Raw genomic sequence first — 18,852 nt, 5'->3', positions numbered from 1 at the left:
TTTCTTTATAGCTTCCTTTATTCTTCCCCGACATTATCTGGAGAATTTTTATGTCATTATTGTTGCGTTTGTTTGTTCCATTTACGCTCATTGGTTTGCTGATAAGCGGGTTCGCTATTGCGGGTGAATCGGATTTAAGAAAAACTCTGCAGACACACTTTCCTGACAGTGAAATTGAAAGTTTGACTCAGACGCCCTATCAGGGATTGTACGAGGTGGTTATCGGTGGTGAGGTTTTTTATACCGATGAGAAAGCAGATTATTTTTTTATGGGCCACATGGTAGACACCAAAACTCGCACCAGTCTTACCAGTGAACGTGTGCAGCAAATTCGGGATGCACGGCGTATTCCAATCGACTCCCTGCCGCTGCAGCATGCTCTCAAAACTGTCAAAGGCAAGGGAGAGCGCAGCCTGATCGTTTATTCTGACCCGAATTGCCCTTATTGCAAGAAACTGGAAGAAGAGCTGGTAAAAGCCGAGAATGTCACCATCCGTACCCTGGTATACCCAATTCTGAATGGTTCGATGGATACCGCCGTGGCGATCTGGTGTTCACCGGATCGCGTCAAGGCATGGGATGATTTCATGTTGAGAGCGATCAAACCCAAAGCTGGGGAATGTGAAACTCCGTTGATGACCATCTTGCAATCTGGTCAGGAGTACCGTATTACCGGCACACCGACCCTGATTTTTGCCGATGGCTCAATTGTCTCTGGCCTGATTCCGCTGGCGGAAATTGAAAAACGACTCGATCAGCAGTCAGCCAAATCCAAGTAATCGCCAGAAATCAGCCTTGCCTGTTTTCCCGTTTTCCTCTCGGGGAGGAAGGCGGGACGAAAGGCTCCATCGGAATCGCGCGGTAACTGACGGACAGTATATCCAGTTCTTCGACGCCACCGGGCGTGCGCAGCGTGACCGTATCTCCTTCCTGTGCAGAAAGGAAGGCCCGGGCGACCGGTGATATCCAGCTTATATAACCTTTGAATGGATCGATTTCATCCATCCCCACGATCGAAACCGTTTTTTCCTCACCGGTTTGATTGGCAAAACATACCGTCGCACCAAAAAAGATGTGGTGACTGTTGTCGCGTGGTGCGGCCGGATCGACTACTTCTGCACTGTCCAATCGTCTAGACAGGAATCGCAGGCGGCGGTCGATCTCCCGCAGCCGTTTCTTGCCATAAATATAATCCCCGTTCTCCGAACGATCACCATTGCCGGCTGCCCACGATACAATTGCCGTTATCTCAGGTCGCTCCCTGTCGAGCAACCAGCGATATTCACTTGCCAGACGAGCATACCCGCCCGGGGTCATGTAATTCTTGCTACCGGGCGGTAGCGGGGGCAACGTCATATCTTCATCGTCGTCGTTCGGCTGATCGGATTCTCTGACAAACGCCTTGCTCATGGTTGAGGCAGCTCCATCTGATCCTTTTTTGGTAACAATACCCACATTCTGACTGGCTGTTTCATTTTTCCAGCTTGTAACGCGGCTTCTTCACCGTGTCCCCAGAAAAAATCAGCACGCACTTCACCTTTGATGGCGTTACCGGTATCTTGTGCCACCATAAGCCGGTTCAGTGGTTTTCCAGTATTTGGCCAGGTAGTGGATAAATAAACCAGCGCTCCCAGCGGGATATTTTCAGGATCGATGGCGATACTCCGCCTCGCCGTCAGCGGTATGCCCATAGCGCCGATTGGTCCGGATATATTTGCAGGTAACTCACGAAAAAAAATAAAACGTGCATTTTGTTGCAGCAGGTTATCCAGCTTATGAGGATTTTTTTCCCCCCATTGCTTGATATGCTGCATGGAAGCCTGCTGGGGATTAAGCTCGCCTTGTTCGATTAAAAGTTTTCCAATTGAACGATAGGGGTAGCCATTATGATCAGCAAACCCAATTTTTACCATCTCACCGTTGTCCAGTATGATTCTGCCTGATCCCTGTATTTGCAGAAAAAATAACTCAACTTTATCTTCTACCCATAGAAATGCATGATTCCGCAGTAAGTGTTGATTGTTTTCAATTTCTGCGCGGGTATAGTAGGGGATAACTTTTCTTCCTTCCAGTCGGCCGCGATCCGTTGGGAACTTGCCTTCTGATGGTGGAATACCTAGATCAATTTTCAGTAAGTTACTGGGCTGCGCGTAAATAGGGTAACGAAAACGCTTAGAAGGCCGGCGACTGCCTTTGAGTAAGGGTTCATAGTAACCTGTGATCAGGCCGATGTCATGTCCGTCCTTATTGGTTACCTGCTGGGGAGTAAAATAGGTCTCAAGGAAGCGCCTGATGGTGTCTTCATCGGGGCTTATCAAACGTGAGGCATGATCACAGATGGTTCGCCAGTCAGGTTTTTGTTGCAGGGGTTTGCAGCTTTTGAGAAACGTATACCAGGCAGGTAATAGTGAGTGATGCTGCCATTCAGGTAAGTTAGTCCAGACGGATGCTGATGGCTCTTTATCCGGGCTTATGGATATGATGAACGAGGATTCCCGGGAAGATGCTGATTTATCAGGAATAATTTTCGTCTGTTGTGTTTCCGTCTGTTTTTTGCCGCTGGTTTCCTTGCGGGTGGGCGCGTCTGATTTACAACTGATGAGACCAATGATCATGATGGCCAGCAATAATATCGATTGGGTTTTCATAAAAATTCGGTTAAAGTAAGACGTTCTGGGTAATTTAATTCTGAACACAAACTACTATGTGGGTATTGGCTCTGGAAGCAGGACTGGCGGTGGGGTTATTTCTGTTCATTATCTGGTGGACATTGCCGAAAAAGAAGAAAAACGATAATTCGATTAAAGAAACTAATAAAGATAGCGAGTCCGAGTAGGTGTTAATGTAAGCTGAAAGTGCTCTAAACCGGGTTTTCCACATCGATAAAATAGTGGCAGAGGTCAAACTGCTTCGCGATGTGCTCGCCGAGTGCCTGAATTCCGTAGCGTTCAGTGGCATGATGACCGGCGGAAATAAAGGCAACACCCGTTTCCCGGGCAGTATGTACGCTTTGCTCCGAAATTTCTCCGGTAAGATAGGCGTCGACTTCCAGGCTGATGGCTTCTTCGAATGTATGCTGGGCGGCACCGCTACACCAGGCAATACGACGAATCGATTTGGATGGATCGCCAATAATCAGTGGCTGGCGAGTAAGCAACTGCGTCAGATTGGTGTTTAGCTCGCGTAAAGTAGTGGGCGTCTCAAAAGACCCGTGCAGGGCGATTGCCTGCTCGCCAAAACTACCTTCAATAGCAATATTCAGTTTTTTTGCCAACTGTGCATTATTGCCTAACGCGATGTGTGCATCGAGTGGCAAGTGATAAGCATAAAGATTGATGTCATGCTTGATCAGTGCAGCAATCCGCTGGCGTTTAATTCCACGCAGACAAGCATCTTCCCCTCGCCAGAAATAGCCATGATGCACGATGATGGCGTCTGCCCGAAGCTCGATTGCATGTGCTATCAATGCCTGAGAAGCTGTTACACCGGTTACGATGGTTTGGATTTGGGTGCGCCCTTCAACCTGTAGCCCGTTGGGGCAATAATCTCGAAAGCGAGTAACCTCAAGTATGGTATTCAGATAATCTTCTAAGGCTTTTTGATGCATAATTGTCAGGGTTATATGGAGACGCCGGATGGTAACTACTATCAGGGTACCTCTAAAAATTCATACTTCGTCACAATACTATGTTGCTTATAAAAAATGTTTCCTTATATATTAGTTATATGATGCGTCAACATTATTATTCGCGTCTGGCCTTGTTTAAAATTCTGAATTTTGAGAGACACTCATCAGTGCTTACGATAATTTTTTGAAACATATCAAATTAATTTCTTGACATGTATAGACTTTGGTTAATTTTTGCACAAACTGCAACCATACTGCTTGCCATTTTCTTTGTTGTTTCCACATTGCGCCCAGAGCTGTTGCCGTGGACACCGCGCGGCAAGGTGGCAACGATCAAGGAAATGGTCAGTTTGGGCACAAATGACGCGCAGACCGCGCTGCATGTGGGCAGTTTTCATGAGGCTGCGAAACAGGCCATGCCTTCCGTAGTCAATATCTTTACCAGTAAAGAGGTCAATGTGCCATCACACCCGTTGATGGACGATCCTTTTTTCCAGAAATTTTTTGGTGAACGGTTCAATCCCAGAACTCAGCGGACTTCCAGCCTGGGTTCTGGGGTTATCGTAAGCCCGGAAGGCTATATTCTCACAAACCACCATGTGGTGGAAGCCGCCAGTGAGATTCAGGTGGCACTGATGGATGGAAGAAATGCGCGCGCAAGAATGATCGGTTCTGATCCTGAAAGCGACATTGCAGTACTCAAAGTCGATCTGGATCAACTGCCCAGCATCAGATTCGGGGAGTCTGACAAGGCGCAAGTAGGTGATATTGTGTTGGCTATCGGTAACCCCTTTGGTGTGGGACAAACCGTCACCATGGGCATTATTGGTGCACTGGGGCGCTCCCATGTGGGAATCAATACTTTCGAAAATTTTATTCAGACTGATGCTGCTATTAACCCTGGGAATTCAGGCGGTGCCTTGACAGATACTGCAGGTAATATTATTGGTATCAATACGGCAATATATTCTCGCACAGGTGGCTCTCTTGGGATTGGCTTTGCTATTCCGGTCAGCGCGGCGAAGCAGGTTATGCAACAAATTATCGAAACGGGTTCAGTCACACGCGGCTGGTTAGGTGTCAGCATGCAGGATATGACACCTGAACTAGCTGAATCCTTTGGATTAAAAAGTATGGCAGGTGCCTTGATTGCCGGAGTGCTGAAGAATGGACCGGCGGATGAGGCCGGCATTAAACCTGGAGATGTTTTACTTGCAGTGAATGACGGGAAGGTAATGAACTCATCCGAGATGTTGAATCTTATCGCGGGATTGTTGCCTGGAGAAATCGCCAGACTCACTATTCTGCGCAATGGTATGGAGCAAAAGTTCAAGGTCAGAATCGGGAAACGACCAACCTGATACTATTCTTATAATCAAGCTCTTTTTAAAAAAATATTTTCTAAATATCAATCGCGCGCTATATCAATATTTTATTGTTCATCACAAGACTAAACAACCACCGGCTAAAGCCGGTAGTTGTTTAGTCTTGTCAGGTATTACTTAGATTCTGAATTTTTAGAGGTGTCATTAAATTAGAACGGTGGGTTTGGTGATAGCCTTTTTCTGATGGATTTAAGCTGCACATTGCTCTCTGGCTTTGGCTTCGAGTGCAGCTTGCTTGGTTTTACCAGCGCGGGATGGGACGTGGCAAAGCCCACAAACATGATTGGACTGGATATCAAGGCTATGCGCAATAAAATGCCCCTTGCATTCTACGCAGGCAGTCATGGTTAATACTTTGCTGTCGATAAAGCGATTCAATGTCCATGCACGCGTAAAGCTTAAAATGCGTTGCAGATTACTGGCTTCGACATGCTCAAGATAGAGTTGATAACTTTTAATAGTAGCGTCTATGCCACGGACGCTTGTGTATTCAGTGATGTATTTGAAGATATTGATAAAAAGTGATGCGTGCATATTAGGCTGCCAGCCCATGAACCAATCTTCTGAGTAAGGCAACATGCCTTTGGGAGGGGAGACACCTTTCACTTCTTTATATAATTTTATGAGCCGCTCGCGACTAAGCGTGGTTGAAGCTTCCAGTACTTGGAGTCTTGCGCCCAATCCTACCAACTCGGTTGCTAGTTGAATCTGCCTTCCTTCAGACAAGATACTTTTAACTTTCATGATTTTTCCCCTTGGATATGAATATTAAGATCAGGATATGGATTCTGCTGGTTGCCCAGCCATCAGGATGGCTGCATGCGATTGTGTCAGTGAGCGATCCTGTTTATGGCTGGTAAGAATTTCTGCGATCAGGCTGTCGTCGAAGCGGAAACGACAAAGCAGCATATTGGAGCCAGCCATTTTCAGTAATTGACTGTTTGATAGCTTTTCCAGGATATCAGCGACATTCTCATCAATACCCAGGCGGTACATCGCTGCTATCTTGTCCTCGCGCAGCATTTGTTGCGCCAGCAACAAATAACTCAAGTTAAGTTCCCTGATTTCATCCAGAATCTGACTTTTCTCCATACTGATACTCCCTGTGCAAAGTTGAGTTACGCTTGTTGATTAACAAGATGGGTGTATTTTTAACTTTAGCGACCGAAGAGTAAAGAGTCGGGCTGCTACAGGCGGCGTAAGGATAAGACGGGAACTGCTGTAGGAAGATTTCCTACAAACATATGTAAGCAATTAATTTAATTACTTTTTTATCTTGATACGGGTTTGTGCGTGCAATCTGTTGCTTCCAGAAGTCCTGAATCCCGAAGCAAAACAGTATCTCCTGGCATGAATCGAGGAGAAGCTGGTTGGGTAACGATATGCAAATTGCCGTCAAATGTGGCGAGATAAATACGGAAATGGTCTGTTTTTTCAATATTGCGCTGTGGCGGATGATATCCTTGGCCTGCCGGGACATCGACATTGGCATAAAACACCTTATCGGCATTGCGCCCTGCCGATTGAGCAATTGTTCCCATGATTCGGGTATCCGTACTGCTGTTAATTTCATTGGCCATGTTAATCTGCTCAATGTGATCAACGATTGCACAGGTATCGACTGGTAGTGTCGCAGGCTCAGAGGAAAAACTTGAGAGCTCGATATTGCCAATATTACGATACGATTTGTTCCGCTCGCCAATATTATCTGATCTAGTCACAACCGATGTCTGTGCAATAACTACAGGTGAGCAGATTGCCAACAAACCTGCCAGTAACCTGCGAGCTAATGCCTGTAAACCACATTTTTGATTCATGCTCATATTGCTTTCCTTGATGACATGATGTGGTAACGGCTGACAGGTCATTGACTTTAACCTGAAGGCCATTAACAGCTGATAGTGTTTTTCTTGCCTGACGGCAGTCTGGAGTTTAACAATTGGCGAGTTTATGTCTACTCCGGCACTCCATTATCTATTCTCTACTCCTCTACACCAGCACCATTACTACAGAAAATGACATCTTTTATCAGGGTAGACTGCAAAGGAGGCTCGATTATATTATTGTCAATCCCAGTCAATACCTATCTGTTTTATCTTACGTTTAAAATTGTTATAAGTGTAATTCAGTGGGTTTCTCAATTTTGCAACTGTGGATCTGGTGGTACAAATAAATTAACGTGTGCTTGCGCATGATGAATCTTCTTGCCAAATTTTTATAATTTTTGGCTAACCGTTTTGTCGTACTATAAGGCATATCGATGTGAATATAATTGGAACAAATCAATATGAGCAATCCACCCATAGACAAAAAAGCACAGATTAATTTCTGGTACATCCTTACTGCAATACTGGCGATTTTGTTTATTCAGAATCTCTATAGCGAATATACACGCGTTGAACCCATTCCTTACAGCCGTTTCCAAGCATTACTAGAGAAAGGGCAGATCGAAGAAGTGGCAATTAGCGAGAACCATATTCATGGCAAGTTACGCTCAACTGCTGGTGAAGGATTCACGGAATTCATTACTACCAGGGTAGAGCCAGAACTGGCGGAGATGCTGGATAAGCATGACGTGATTTACACGGGCATTATTCGCAGCACCTGGTTTCGTGACATTCTTTCCTGGATTTTGCCGATGGCGATTTTTATTGGCATCTGGTTGTTCATTATCCGGCGTATGAGTCAGAGCATGATGGGGGGTGGCGGCATGATGTCGATAGGCAAAAGTCGCGCCAAGGTATACGTGGAAAAAGAGACTAAGGTGACCTTTGCTGATGTCGCTGGTGTAGATGAAGCGAAGGATGAGTTGATCGAGATTGTCAATTTTCTGAAAAACCCCGTGGATTACAGTCGGCTGGGTGGGCGCGCACCTAAAGGGATTTTATTGGTAGGTCCGCCGGGGACGGGAAAAACGCTGCTGGCAAGGGCGGTTGCCGGAGAGGCAGGTGTGCCGTTTTTCTCGATTTCCGGTTCTGAATTTGTGGAGATGTTTGTTGGTGTGGGGGCAGCGCGGGTGCGGGATTTATTTGAGCAGGCGCGGCAGATGGCGCCAGCGATTATTTTTATCGATGAGCTTGATTCAGTGGGGCGTGCCCGTGGCGCAACAGGGTTTGGCGGTCACGATGAAAAGGAACAAACGCTGAATCAGTTGCTGGCGGAACTCGATGGCTTTGATCCTTCTAGCGGAGTTGTGTTGCTGGCGGCAACTAACCGGCCGGAGATTCTCGATGCAGCGCTTTTGCGTGCCGGGCGTTTTGATCGGCAGGTTCTGGTGGATCGTCCCGATAAAAAGGGTCGTGAGCAGATTTTGGCGGTACATATCAGTAAGGTTACACTGGATCCGGATGTGGAAATTGAAAAGATTGCGGCTTTAACCCCTGGTTTTACGGGAGCTGATCTGGCAAACTTGATTAACGAGGCTGCTTTGCTGGCCACGCGCCGCAAGGGAGCCGCAGTATTGATGGATGATTTTAATCATGCTATCGAGCGAATTGTTGCTGGACTGGAAAAACGCAATCGCTTGCTAAATCCGATGGAAAGAAGAACAGTGGCTTATCATGAACTGGGTCACACGATTGTTGCATTATCGTTGCCAGGCAGTGATGAAGTCCACAAGGTTTCCATTATTCCGCGTGGTGTGGGTGCGTTGGGGTATACCATTCAGCGCCCGACGGAAGATCGTTTCCTGATGACGCGCAAGGAATTGGAAAACAAAATGGCGGTATTGTTGGGCGGACGTGCGGCGGAGCAGGTTGTTTTTGGGGAGGTTTCGACTGGTGCAACAGATGATCTGGCTCGTGCAACCGATATGGCGCGTGCGATGGTTTTACGCTACGGAATGAGTGACGCCTTGGGAAATGTGACTTATGATCGTGAACGTTCCGCATTTCTAGAACCGGGAATCCCCGTACCGCAAGGTCGAGAATACAGCGAAGATACTGCCAATAAGGTAGATCAGGCAGTGCGCGCCTTGGTAGATGGTGCCCTTGAGCGCGCAATCGCCATATTACTCAGGAACCGCGCACAGCTTGAACAGGCAGCAGAAAAATTACTGGAAACCGAAACACTGAACGAACCGGAATTGTTGGAATTGAAAGAGACAATTACCGCAGATGCTGGTTGAACGTCGTTCTCTTATATTCATGATCAAATGCGATTATTGATACTCTCAGGAATACTGTTTTTTACATCGGTTGCTGCTGCAGATGCACCTGTAGAAGTGGCTGATACGATTGCGGAGCGGGTTAAATCCTGCATGCTTTGCCACGGTGACCAGGATAAAACCGGTCTAGATGCCTATTACCCACGCATCACCGGTAAACCAGCGGGTTATCTGTTTAACCAGCTGCGTAATTTCCGTGATGGCAGGCGTTATTATCAACCGATGGCTATTTTGCTGGAAAACCTGACAGATGAATACTTGCAGGAAATGGCAGAATATTTTGCTGCTCAGCCATACAATTATCCATTACCTCGGCCGCATGCCTTACCGTCGGCAACTGTGCAAGAAATACAGGTGCTTGTTGATTCTGGTGATGCCACGCGCGATCTGCCGGCATGCAGCGCGTGCCATGGCGCTGATTTAATGGGAGTTAAGCCCTTCATTCCCGGATTGTTAGGATTGCCCTCTGCTTATCTGGCGGCACAATTTGGTGGCTGGCGCAATGGGGGTGTCATGCGTGGCCAGGTACCAAATTGTATGTCGGAAATTGCCAGAAAATTATCACAGGAGGAGGTGAATGCATTGGCTTTGTGGTTGCCGGCACAGGCAGCAAGTGGAGAGCCCGCCGAGCAGGATGTACTTGCACCGGAAATGGTCGAGCGTTGTCAGTCAATCTTTTCAGCTAGGAGAATGACGAAACCGTGAGTATATCCATTTCTGCCAAATACATTGGCCGGTTGCAGCTCGTGGTGTTATTCATTGGCTGGTTGTTCGGTATTCTGTTCCCTGCTGTGGTCTGGGCTAAAGATACCGTCGAAACAAAACAGCAGCGAGGCGCTTATTTGACGCGTGTGGCTAATTGTGCGGGTTGTCATACTGCTCGGGGCGGGCAGGACTTTGCGGGCGGGCGCATACTGAATACCCCTTTTGGGGAGTTCGTGGTGTCCAATATTACGCCGGATGCCGAGACTGGGTTAGGGCGCTGGAGCGAGGAGGATTTCTGGCAGGCGCTGCATCATGGCAAATCGAAGGATGGTCGTTATTTGTATCCTGTTTTTCCTTATACTGAATATACTAGGATATCGCGGCAGGATGCGGATGCCATTTTCAGCTATTTGCGATCAGTGACACCGGTCAGACAGATAAACCCTGAGCATAAAATCCATTCTCCTTATGATAATCAGTTTTTGTTGTTTTTGTGGCGTACCTGGTATTTCAAGGAGGGAGTCTATCAGCCGGATAGCACTAAAAGCCAGGAGTGGAATCGTGGCGCTTATCTGGTTGAAGGATTAGGGCACTGTAACGCCTGTCATACTGCACGCAATGTCTGGGGAGCCAGCAAGGATGATCGGCCGCTTGGTGGTGAAATCGTCGGCTCCCGCTGGTATGCACCTTCCTTGGTTTCGGTACAGCAGGCCGGTGTGGGTCATTGGCCGATAGAAGAGATTGTCGAATTGCTGTCCACTGGTATCAATCAGCACGCCGTCACATCTGGTCCGATGGCTACGATCGTTCGGCAGAGCCTGCAATATCTGACTGCGGAAGATCAACGTGCAATGGCGGTTTATCTTAAGTCGCTCGGAGAACAGGATAAGGACCAGCAATCCAAACGCAAAATCCCGCCGATGCCAGAAGTTGTCCGCCAATATTTGGCGCGAGGTGAAAGTATCTATGAAAAGCATTGCCAGGATTGCCACGGAAAATCCGGTCAGGGCGCGCCAGGTATTTATCCACCACTGGCAGGTAATCGCGCTGTCACCATGAATCCACCGCAAAATGTGATTCGCAGTGTGTTATACGGCGGGTATTCGCCAGTCACGGCAGGTAATCCAAGACCGTATGGCATGCCTCCATACCAACACATTATTCGTGACGTTGAAATTTCACAGGTGATTTCCTATATCCGTAATGCCTGGGGAAATTTTGGCAGTCTGGTCAGCCCCGATGAAATTGACCAGAGCCGGGGAAGTGAGCACTGATCTCTCGGCAGAGGCCAAGATTAATTTGAAGCAGCGCTGTATTTCAGTTAGAATCTCGGCTCTGTCGTGGTCGTGACGATAGGCGCGTAGCTCAGCTGGTTAGAGCACCACCTTGACATGGTGGGGGTCGTTGGTTCGAGTCCAATCGCGCCTACCAGAATTTTCCGATTGGCTTTATAACTTTGTATCGGCTAAAATCTGGTTGAAACTTCAACGTCATCCTTTGTCTGATGGCGCTTGTCGACAAGCAATCATCCGGATTGCTTGTGCATTACTCGGTGAAAATACCTTCGATTCTGCTTCCTGCCAGGGAAGCCAGCAATAACCAAGATGTTCCCGCACGGCAATATAAATTGGACAGATTTCTGGCAGTACCAGGCTGAAGATATGTTCGGTATTGTGAGTGATGTTCGGGGCATAGCGCCATCGCCACTCGGGATAAATTGTATACTGGTTGCTCATTTGCCAGTCAATCAGTGGATAGTGATTGCTGTTCAGCCCCGTTTCTTCCTTGATCTCCCGTACAGCCGTTTGCAGTAAGGTTTCGCCCGGTTCCTGGCTGCCGGTAACGGATTGCCAGTAACCAGGGTGGTCTGCGCGTTCCAGGAGCAGTATCTGCAAATCAGGCGTATGAATGATCACCAGTACGGATACAGGATGCTTGAAACGCGGCCCTTCGGTCGATGATGAGGGCATATCACATAAAGGCGGACAACCGGGTCACCGCCAGACAGCTGCTAGCTGGTGGGTTGATCATTTTTACGCAGCCGTATGTGTAATTCCCGCAATTGTTTTTCTGCAACGGCACTAGGTGCGTGGGTCAGCATGCACTGAGCACGCTGCGTTTTGGGGAATGCGATAACATCGCGTATTGAGTCCGTACCCGTCATCATCGCCACGATACGATCCAGGCCAAAGGCGATGCCACCATGTGGCGGCGCACCATATTGAAGGGCGTCAAGCAGAAAACCAAACTTTTCCTGCGCTTCCTCATCCGGGATATTTAATGCCTGAAATACCTTGCTTTGTACAGCTTGCTGGTGGATCCGCACGGAGCCTCCTCCGATTTCTACGCCATTGAGTACCATATCATAGGCACGCGACAGCGCCTTGCCGGGGTCGGAAATCAGAAGATCTTCGTGGCTGGTTTTGGGAGAAGTAAAAGGGTGGTGCAGCGCCTGCCAGCGATTTTCTTCCTCGTCCCATTCAAACATCGGGAAATCAACTACCCACAATGGCTTCCAGGAATTTTCAGCGAAGCCGCGTTCATGGCCAATTTTGACACGCAACGCTCCTAGCGCATCATTAACAATTTTGGCTTTGTCCGCACCAAAAAAGATTAGATCACCCGATTTTGCACCGGTGCGCTTGAGAATTTCCTGAATGACCTGCTCAGGCAGGAATTTCAGAATGGGTGATTGCAGTCCCTCCAGCCCGGTTGTCAGGTCATTGACTTTGATATAGGCCAGGCCTTTGGCACCATAGATAGAGACAAACTGAGTGTAATCATCGATTTCCTTGCGCGACAGTTCTGCGCCCATGGGAATGCATAATGCGGCTACCCGACCGCCAGGGATTTGTGCCGCGTCAAGGAAAACCTTAAAGGTGACGGTCTGCATCAGATCGGTCAATTCTGTTAATACCAGCGGGATACGCAAATCTGGTTTGTCCGAGCCATAGTAGAACATGGCATCCGCGTAGCTGATTCTGGGGAAGGGATCTGCCAACGTTACAGCCATGACATCAGCAAATAATTGCCGCATCATGTTTTCCATCAGTCCCATGATTTCATCTTCCGACAGAAACGAAGTTTCAATATCGATTTGCGTGAATTCTGGTTGTCGGTCAGCGCGCAGGTCTTCGTCACGAAAACACCGAGTGATCTGATAGTAGCGATCGAACCCGGATACCATCAGCAGTTGTTTAAACAACTGAGGGGATTGAGGTAACGCAAAGAAATGGCAGGCATTGACGCGCGAAGGGACGAGGTAATCACGTGCACCTTCCGGAGTGGATTTGGTTAACATAGGTGTTTCAATATCGATGAAACCATGTTGATCCAGAAAAACCCGTGCTGCCATGCTGACTTTGTGCCGCAGCAGCAGATTACGCTGCATCGCCGGACGACGCAGATCAAGATAACGGTATTCGAGGCGTATCGCTTCACTCAGATGTTCATCATCCATCTGGAAAGGAGGGGTAAGCGAAGTATTGAGGATTTCCACCTGATCTGCGAGTACTTCGATATCTCCAGAAAAAATTCCAGGATTGACGGTGCCTTCCGGGCGATGACGTACGCGGCCACTCACTTTAATGACAAATTCGTTGCGGGTGATTTCGGCAGTATGGAAAGCAGTTTCATTGTCGGGATCAAATACAATCTGCACGATACCGTCGCGATCACGTAGATCGATAAAAATGACACCACCATGGTCACGGCGGCGGTGCACCCATCCACACAAGGTAACGGTCTTTTCCAGAAAGTTTTTATTGATGGCGCCGCAATAATCAGTACGCATAGGAAATTTTTTTGAAGGATAGAAAAAATAGTATGTTTTGGTTGCTAACAAGCGGATCGAGTGTCAACTTTCAGCAGCAGTGGCGGTATTTGCAGTTGCTGCAGGTGTTGATTCAGTACTGCTCGTTTCTGCTTTTGTGTCTGTTTGAGCTGTCTCGGCTTTCTTCTCATTTCGGGTAGATGAGTCTGGTTTGGTTGTTTTTTTATCCTTGAAGTCTGTGACATACCACCCACTTCCTTTCAGTCTGAAGCCCGCTGCAGAGACTTTTTTAATGTACTCTTTACTATCACATGCCGGACAATTTGCTATCGGCGCATCGCTCATTTTCTGGAGATGCTCTTTTGCGAATCCGCAGGCATGGCAAACATATTCGTAGATTGGCATTTTTTCTCCATTAATTAAATTGTTAGAAACAGGCCAGTATTATACTGGACCCTCAGTGTGCCTGCTTGCCGGGCAACGTTCGTGATGGCGATGTGTGAGTATTCGCCACAAATTAAAGCTGTCCAGAAAAGTAGCAGGTCGGGTATTCGCGAATAATTTCACGAATCTTTGGTAGCCGATGAAACATCTTGCTTTCTGCCATATCTGTCTTCAAAGCGGACAATGTCATCCTCGCCCAGATAGGCGCCAGACTGTACCTCAATAATTTCCAGCGGCACCCGGCCAGGATTCTCCAGGCGATGTGGTATGCCCAGAGGAATATAGGTAGATTCATTTTCACTGACCAGATAAGTATTATCGGCACGCGTGACCTGAGCGGTACCACGTACTACGATCCAGTGTTCCGCCCGATGATGGTGCATTTGCAGTGAGAGTGCCGCTCCGGGATTGACTACGATACGTTTGACTTGAAAACGTTCACCCACATCGACAGCGTCGTACCAGCCCCAGGGGCGATAAATTTTGCGGTGCGAACGAATCTCTGGACGTGACTGCAGCTTGAGCAGATCGACAATTTTTTTGACTTCCTGAGCATTTTTTTGATGTGCCACCAGAATGGCATCAGATGTTTCAACAACCACCATATCGTCAATTCCCACGCAGGCAACCAGACGGTGTCCGGAAAATGCCAGTGTATTGCGGCAGGCATGCAACAGCACGTCACCACGTGTGACATTACCGGATTCGTTTCTGGGCAGGGTGCGCCACAATGCGTCCCATGTTCCAATGTCCGACCAGCCAACAGACAACGGCACGACTGCACCGGGGGGCAGAGCAGGATTATTGGCCGCCAGTCGTTCCATCACAGCATAGTCGATAGAGTTACTTGGGCAGGCAGCAAATTCCGACGCGTCCAGCCGATAAAAATCGCCGTCAATGGTGGCCTGTTGCCAAGCGGCACGGCATGCTTCCAGCATTTCAGGGTGACATTCGTGAATGGCGGATAACCAGATGGAAGCGCGCATCATAAATATGCCGCTATTCCAGAAGTAATCACCTGCCTGCAGATAAGCCTGTGCGGTTGCCTCATCTGGCTTTTCCACAAAGCGAATCAGTTGCAAGGCGCCGGATTCCGCTAGTGCCGTACCCGTTTGAATATAGCCGAAACCGGTTTCGGGAGCGTCCGGGTGAACGCCAAACGTGACCAGCATATTGTGGTCAGCTAAGGATATACCCTTGTTGACGGCGGATTGAAAGGCTGCGGTATCGGTAATGGTATGATCGGAAGGCATAATCAACAAAACCGGGTCGTATTCATCACTGCTGGCCGCCAGCGCTGCGATGGTCAGAGCTGGGGCTGTATTCCGTCCACATGGTTCCAGAATGATCGTACTTTTTTTATTGATAACGCGCAATTGTTCGGCAATGACGAATCGGTATTCCTCGTTGCTGATAATAATGGGCGATTGCACCGCAACGTTTTCCAGTCCGTCCAGGCGACGTGCAGTCGCTTGCAATAATGACTCTTCATTAGTCAACGGCAATAATTGCTTGGGATATTGTTCGCGTGATAGTGGCCACAGACGAGTACCGGAACCGCCGGATAGAATGACGGGAACGAGTAATGGTTTCATATTTAGTGTTATTTGCTGATAAAAGAAATGACGCTTGCTCCGGACCTAAGCATCTGTCAGCTCACTGATCAAAATATCGACAATACGTCCGGCAGCTTTGCCATCCCACAAATGCGGCCTGCGTCCGGTTTTGCCCTGGCCTTGCAGGATTTTGTTGACTTCGGCCACAATTCGCGGAGGATCGGTACCAACCAGTGTGTTGGTACCTTCTTCCACCGTGACGGGACGTTCGGTATTTTCACGGATGGTGATGCACGGAATGCCCAGCGCGGTCGTTTCTTCTTGAAGCCCGCCGCTGTCGGTAAGGACGACTGCGGCGTCTTTCCATAGATGCAGAAAGGACATATACGCTTGCGGGCCAATGAGGGTAATGTTGGGGCCTAAGTCAATTGCAAATTTCTGCAGGTTGGCGCGTGTTCGCGGATGCATCGGAAACACCAATGGCAGGCTTTCGGCAATTTGCCGCAATGCCTGGCCAAGGCGGGTAAAAGTTTCGGCATCATCCACATTGCTGGGCCGATGCAGCGTGATGACACCATAAGCTTGTCCGGATAATGCGTGTTTGATGCCATGGGTTTCAAAATGGTTGGTATTGGCACGGGTCAGCTGGTCGGCCTGATAGAGCAGATTGTCGACCATAACGTGCCCGACATGATGAATGGCGGAGGCCGGTTTGCCCTCCCGCAAGAGATTTTCCAGTCCACTGGGCTCGGTTACAAAAAACCAGTTGGTGATGCTATCCGTTACTAAACGGTTGATTTCTTCCGGCATGCGCATATCGCCGCTTCGCAACCCCGCTTCGACATGTGCAACCGGAATGTGCAGTTTCTGGGCGACGATTGAGCATGCCAGAGTTGAATTAACGTCGCCAACGACCAGCACTGCGTCCGGGCGGTTGCCCAGGCAGTATTCCTCAAATGTCAGCATGATTTTGGCCGTTTGTTGCGAATGACTGCCACCACCGGCCGCCATGAAAATATCGGGCGTGGGAATACCCAGCTCATCAAAAAAAACATCGTTCATTTCCTTGTCATAGTGCTGGCCGGTATGTACGATTTTGTAGGATAACTTGTCTTGATGCTGCAAGGCACGCACGATCGGCGCGATTTTCATGAAATTGGGGCGTGCCCCAGCGATCAGATGGATTTGTTTTGACATGAAGTTCCTAGCTGAGTTAATTGTTGCGGCAGAGTCAGAGTAGATGGTAGCGTATTTCTGTTGCTGGGATCGGGGTGAAGTTAATCATTTTTGGCGGTCTTTTCATTAAAACAAAATAGAAATCAACTCTTCAGCAAGGCTGGACGAGTGATCGATTCTATCTAAAAGTGATTATTTGCCAAGAGAGCGCTCATTTTACTTACAATCGGAGGAACCGTTCTGGTTTATCATGCAACAGCCATATCCAACAAACCAAGGAGTTTTCATGAAAAATTTCCATAAAATGACAACGACGGTTGTACTGTGTACGTTAACGATTGCAGGTTGCGCATCCAATAGTGGTGGAGAGATTTACAATCCGTTGAATGAAAGTATCGCATCTTCAAGTCGAACAGATCAGGTAATTCAGGGCGCCAGCCAGCCGTTTGGCGGCGGAACAGGAGCAGTGAATGCAGTTGGCGGTGGGCAGAATGGAATCGTACAGCTGTTGACGAATCAATTGGGTATTTCACCAAACCAGGCAGCCGGTGGCGCCGGTTCGATATTCCGTACAGCCCGGGGAAATATGACGCCACAGGCATTTGAAACGGTGTCGCAGTCGGTGCCCGGTATGGATGATTTATTGGCAGCGGCCCCGGCCTTGCCTGCTACTGGTCTCCCGGGTGGGGTTTCCTCGATGCTGGGGGGCGGCAGCAATCAATTAGGAAGTGCAGCAGCGCTGGCGTCAGCTTTTCAGCAGTTAAATCTATCGCCGGATATGATCGGACAATTCATCCCGATCATCACCAATTCCCTTGAATCCACTGGAGGGTCGGCAGCAGCCGGGTTGCTGCGCTCCGCACTGAATATGTAATGATTTCAGCAGTCAAGTTATCCATGTGATCCCTTTTTGTTTGAGGCGGATTTTTGCGGTTGGCGCTCTTTAATCGATATTGAAATATAAAAATTACATTATTTATTAAATTGTTATGACAAATATGCTGGTGATTGATTGGTCATCTTTTACCCCGCTTAACGCAGCGCTTGGTGGTTTGGTCATCGGCTTGGCGACCACCCTGTTGCTGATCTTAGCAGGTCGTATTGCCGGTATTTCCGGCATTGTTGGCGGATTATTCAGGCTGTCGCAAGGAGACATGGGCTGGCGCATTGCCTTCGTTGCCGGTTTATTGCTTGCGCCATGGCTTTACCGTTGGGTAGCTGTGCTGCCACCCGTTGAAATCCATGCCAGCTATGGTCTGCTTGTACTGGCGGGTTTAATTGTGGGAATGGGTACCCGCTATGGTTCGGGATGTACCAGCGGACATGGCGTGTGTGGACTCTCTCGTCTGTCGCCGCGTTCGATCGTGGCCACCATTATTTTCATCACCATGGCGATGGCAACAACCTACGTTATTCGTCATGTAATATCTTGAGTAAGGAGAGTCCGTGATCACTCAGCTAATCGCACTTATCTCAGGCATCGTCTTTGGTATCGGGCTGATCGTATCCGACATGTTCAATCCGGCCAAGGTGCTGGGATTTCTGGATATTGCCGGGCAATGGGATCCTTCGCTGATTTTTGTGATGGCAGGCGCGATTAGCGTCGGTTTTTTTGCGTTCAGGATGGTAAAGCAGCGTGGAAAAACATTACTGGCCACCCCCTTGTACCTGCCCGACAGCAAGATGATCGATGTACGTCTGATTTTCGGTAGCATGCTATTTGGGGTGGGTTGGGGGATTGCTGGAATCTGCCCCGGACCTGCGCTGGTACTCGCCGGATCAGGGTATGTGGAAGGAATCATTTTTGTGATTGCCATGCTGACTGGCATGGCAATTTTTGAGCAGCTGGAAAAGCGGCGGGCCATGCGCCGCTGATTCAAATCTTAGTTATAGCGTAACTACTCACCCCATACTTTATGAGCTTCACCGGCCAACGCTATTTGAATAGCGACAAGTGGGTTATATCCCTTGTTGGCCATGGATTGCAGATAGCTTGAAATTCGGCAATAGGCATGTGCGTA

The 18,852-nt window shown here is 48.4% G+C and carries 20 protein-coding genes and 1 tRNA gene; 10 read left to right on the top strand and 11 right to left on the bottom strand.

All coding sequences use genetic code 11. The features are described 5' to 3' along the window. Positions 1–50: 50 nt before the first annotated feature. Positions 51–779 (top strand): DsbC family protein, encoded by a 729-nt coding sequence (locus NSMM_RS10720; protein WP_090287336.1) that lies wholly within the window; start codon positions 51–53, stop codon positions 777–779. 10 nt (positions 780–789) lie between these two features. Here the strand turns inward: NSMM_RS10720 and greB are convergent, their stop codons facing one another. Beyond that, positions 790–1,410, bottom strand: a complete 621-nt coding sequence (gene greB / locus NSMM_RS10715) for a transcription elongation factor GreB (protein ID WP_090287334.1) — start codon at positions 1,408–1,410, stop codon at positions 790–792. Then, positions 1,407–2,648, bottom strand: coding sequence for a murein transglycosylase A (gene mltA, locus NSMM_RS10710; protein ID WP_245654775.1), 1,242 nt, complete (start codon positions 2,646–2,648; stop codon positions 1,407–1,409). The genes greB and mltA overlap by 4 nt, the downstream gene beginning before the upstream one ends. A gap of 56 nt (positions 2,649–2,704) precedes the next feature. Here mltA and NSMM_RS16790 point away from each other — a divergent pair, with 56 nt between their 5' ends. Then, positions 2,705–2,836 (top strand): hypothetical protein, encoded by a 132-nt coding sequence (locus tag NSMM_RS16790; RefSeq protein WP_281200911.1) that lies wholly within the window; start codon positions 2,705–2,707, stop codon positions 2,834–2,836. Between the two features lie 24 nt (positions 2,837–2,860). On the opposite strand, the gene NSMM_RS10705 is transcribed toward NSMM_RS16790, so the two are convergent. Then, the gene (locus tag NSMM_RS10705) at positions 2,861–3,607 is read right to left on the bottom strand and encodes a Nif3-like dinuclear metal center hexameric protein (RefSeq protein ID WP_090287333.1); all 747 of its coding nucleotides are present in this window, start codon (positions 3,605–3,607) and stop codon (positions 2,861–2,863) included. A gap of 233 nt (positions 3,608–3,840) precedes the next feature. Here NSMM_RS10705 and NSMM_RS10700 point away from each other — a divergent pair, with 233 nt between their 5' ends. Further along, positions 3,841–4,989 (top strand): Do family serine endopeptidase, encoded by a 1,149-nt coding sequence (locus NSMM_RS10700; protein WP_090287331.1) that lies wholly within the window; start codon positions 3,841–3,843, stop codon positions 4,987–4,989. Positions 4,990–5,202: 213 nt separating this feature from the next. Here NSMM_RS10700 and flhC read toward each other — a convergent pair whose 3' ends face one another. The 3 genes from flhC to NSMM_RS10685 all read right to left on the bottom strand — a co-directional run bounded on the left by flhC (position 5,203) and on the right by NSMM_RS10685 (position 6,836). Then, positions 5,203–5,757 (bottom strand): flagellar transcriptional regulator FlhC, encoded by a 555-nt coding sequence (flhC, locus tag NSMM_RS10695; protein ID WP_090287329.1) that lies wholly within the window; start codon positions 5,755–5,757, stop codon positions 5,203–5,205. Between the two features lie 30 nt (positions 5,758–5,787). After that, positions 5,788–6,105 (bottom strand): flagellar transcriptional regulator FlhD, encoded by a 318-nt coding sequence (gene flhD, locus NSMM_RS10690; RefSeq protein ID WP_090287327.1) that lies wholly within the window; start codon positions 6,103–6,105, stop codon positions 5,788–5,790. 179 nt (positions 6,106–6,284) lie between these two features. Beyond that, on the bottom strand, positions 6,285–6,836 hold the full coding sequence (locus NSMM_RS10685; RefSeq protein ID WP_090287325.1) for a hypothetical protein: 552 nt from the start codon (positions 6,834–6,836) through the stop codon (positions 6,285–6,287). A 479-nt stretch (positions 6,837–7,315) separates the two neighbouring features. Here NSMM_RS10685 and ftsH point away from each other — a divergent pair, with 479 nt between their 5' ends. The 4 genes from ftsH to NSMM_RS10665 all read left to right on the top strand — a co-directional run bounded on the left by ftsH (position 7,316) and on the right by NSMM_RS10665 (position 11,314). Then, complete coding sequence (ftsH, locus tag NSMM_RS10680) at positions 7,316–9,139, top strand: ATP-dependent zinc metalloprotease FtsH (RefSeq protein WP_218121093.1); 1,824 nt, start codon at positions 7,316–7,318, stop codon at positions 9,137–9,139. A 27-nt stretch (positions 9,140–9,166) separates the two neighbouring features. Further along, entirely contained in the window at positions 9,167–9,883 is a 717-nt protein-coding gene (locus NSMM_RS10675; protein ID WP_090287321.1) for a c-type cytochrome, read from the top strand. After that, on the top strand, positions 9,880–11,157 hold the full coding sequence (locus tag NSMM_RS10670; protein WP_090287319.1) for a cytochrome c: 1,278 nt from the start codon (positions 9,880–9,882) through the stop codon (positions 11,155–11,157). Before NSMM_RS10675 ends, NSMM_RS10670 begins: the two co-directional genes overlap by 4 nt. Positions 11,158–11,237: 80 nt before the next feature. Further along, positions 11,238–11,314: transfer RNA gene (locus NSMM_RS10665), tRNA-Val, on the top strand. 59 nt (positions 11,315–11,373) lie between these two features. Here NSMM_RS10665 and nudB read toward each other — a convergent pair. From nudB to wecB, 5 genes are all read right to left on the bottom strand, one after another. Beyond that, positions 11,374–11,853 carry a dihydroneopterin triphosphate diphosphatase gene (gene nudB, locus NSMM_RS10660; RefSeq protein WP_090287317.1) on the bottom strand — a complete coding sequence of 160 codons (480 nt, stop codon included), beginning with the start codon at positions 11,851–11,853 and terminating at the stop codon, positions 11,374–11,376. A 41-nt stretch (positions 11,854–11,894) separates the two neighbouring features. Then, a complete protein-coding gene (aspS, locus tag NSMM_RS10655) occupies positions 11,895–13,676 on the bottom strand; it encodes an aspartate--tRNA ligase (RefSeq protein ID WP_090287316.1) in 1,782 nt (593 codons plus the stop codon). A 63-nt stretch (positions 13,677–13,739) separates the two neighbouring features. Further along, positions 13,740–14,060 carry an FmdB family zinc ribbon protein gene (locus NSMM_RS10650; protein WP_090287314.1) on the bottom strand — a complete coding sequence of 107 codons (321 nt, stop codon included), beginning with the start codon at positions 14,058–14,060 and terminating at the stop codon, positions 13,740–13,742. Between the two features lie 158 nt (positions 14,061–14,218). Beyond that, positions 14,219–15,694, bottom strand: coding sequence for a mannose-1-phosphate guanylyltransferase/mannose-6-phosphate isomerase (locus NSMM_RS10645; RefSeq protein WP_090287312.1), 1,476 nt, complete (start codon positions 15,692–15,694; stop codon positions 14,219–14,221). Positions 15,695–15,739: 45 nt separating this feature from the next. Continuing rightward, entirely contained in the window at positions 15,740–16,852 is a 1,113-nt protein-coding gene (gene wecB / locus NSMM_RS10640) for a non-hydrolyzing UDP-N-acetylglucosamine 2-epimerase (protein ID WP_090287310.1), read from the bottom strand. Between the two features lie 265 nt (positions 16,853–17,117). On the opposite strand from wecB, the gene NSMM_RS10635 reads away from it, so the two are divergent. The 3 genes from NSMM_RS10635 (at position 17,118) to NSMM_RS10625 (ending at position 18,706) form a co-directional block, all read left to right on the top strand. Beyond that, complete coding sequence (locus tag NSMM_RS10635; RefSeq protein ID WP_090287308.1) at positions 17,118–17,705, top strand: DUF2780 domain-containing protein; 588 nt, start codon at positions 17,118–17,120, stop codon at positions 17,703–17,705. Positions 17,706–17,820: 115 nt separating this feature from the next. Next, entirely contained in the window at positions 17,821–18,264 is a 444-nt protein-coding gene (locus NSMM_RS10630; RefSeq protein ID WP_245654774.1) for a YeeE/YedE family protein, read from the top strand. A 16-nt stretch (positions 18,265–18,280) separates the two neighbouring features. Continuing rightward, positions 18,281–18,706 (top strand): DUF6691 family protein, encoded by a 426-nt coding sequence (locus tag NSMM_RS10625; protein WP_425412373.1) that lies wholly within the window; start codon positions 18,281–18,283, stop codon positions 18,704–18,706. The last annotated feature ends 146 nt before the right edge of the window (positions 18,707–18,852 follow it).

Source organism: Nitrosomonas mobilis (assembly GCF_900103035.1).
Lineage (GTDB): Bacteria > Pseudomonadota > Gammaproteobacteria > Burkholderiales > Nitrosomonadaceae > Nitrosomonas > Nitrosomonas mobilis.
The sequence above is the reverse complement of the archived record's forward strand: the minus strand, read 5'-3'. Positions and strand labels throughout refer to the sequence as shown.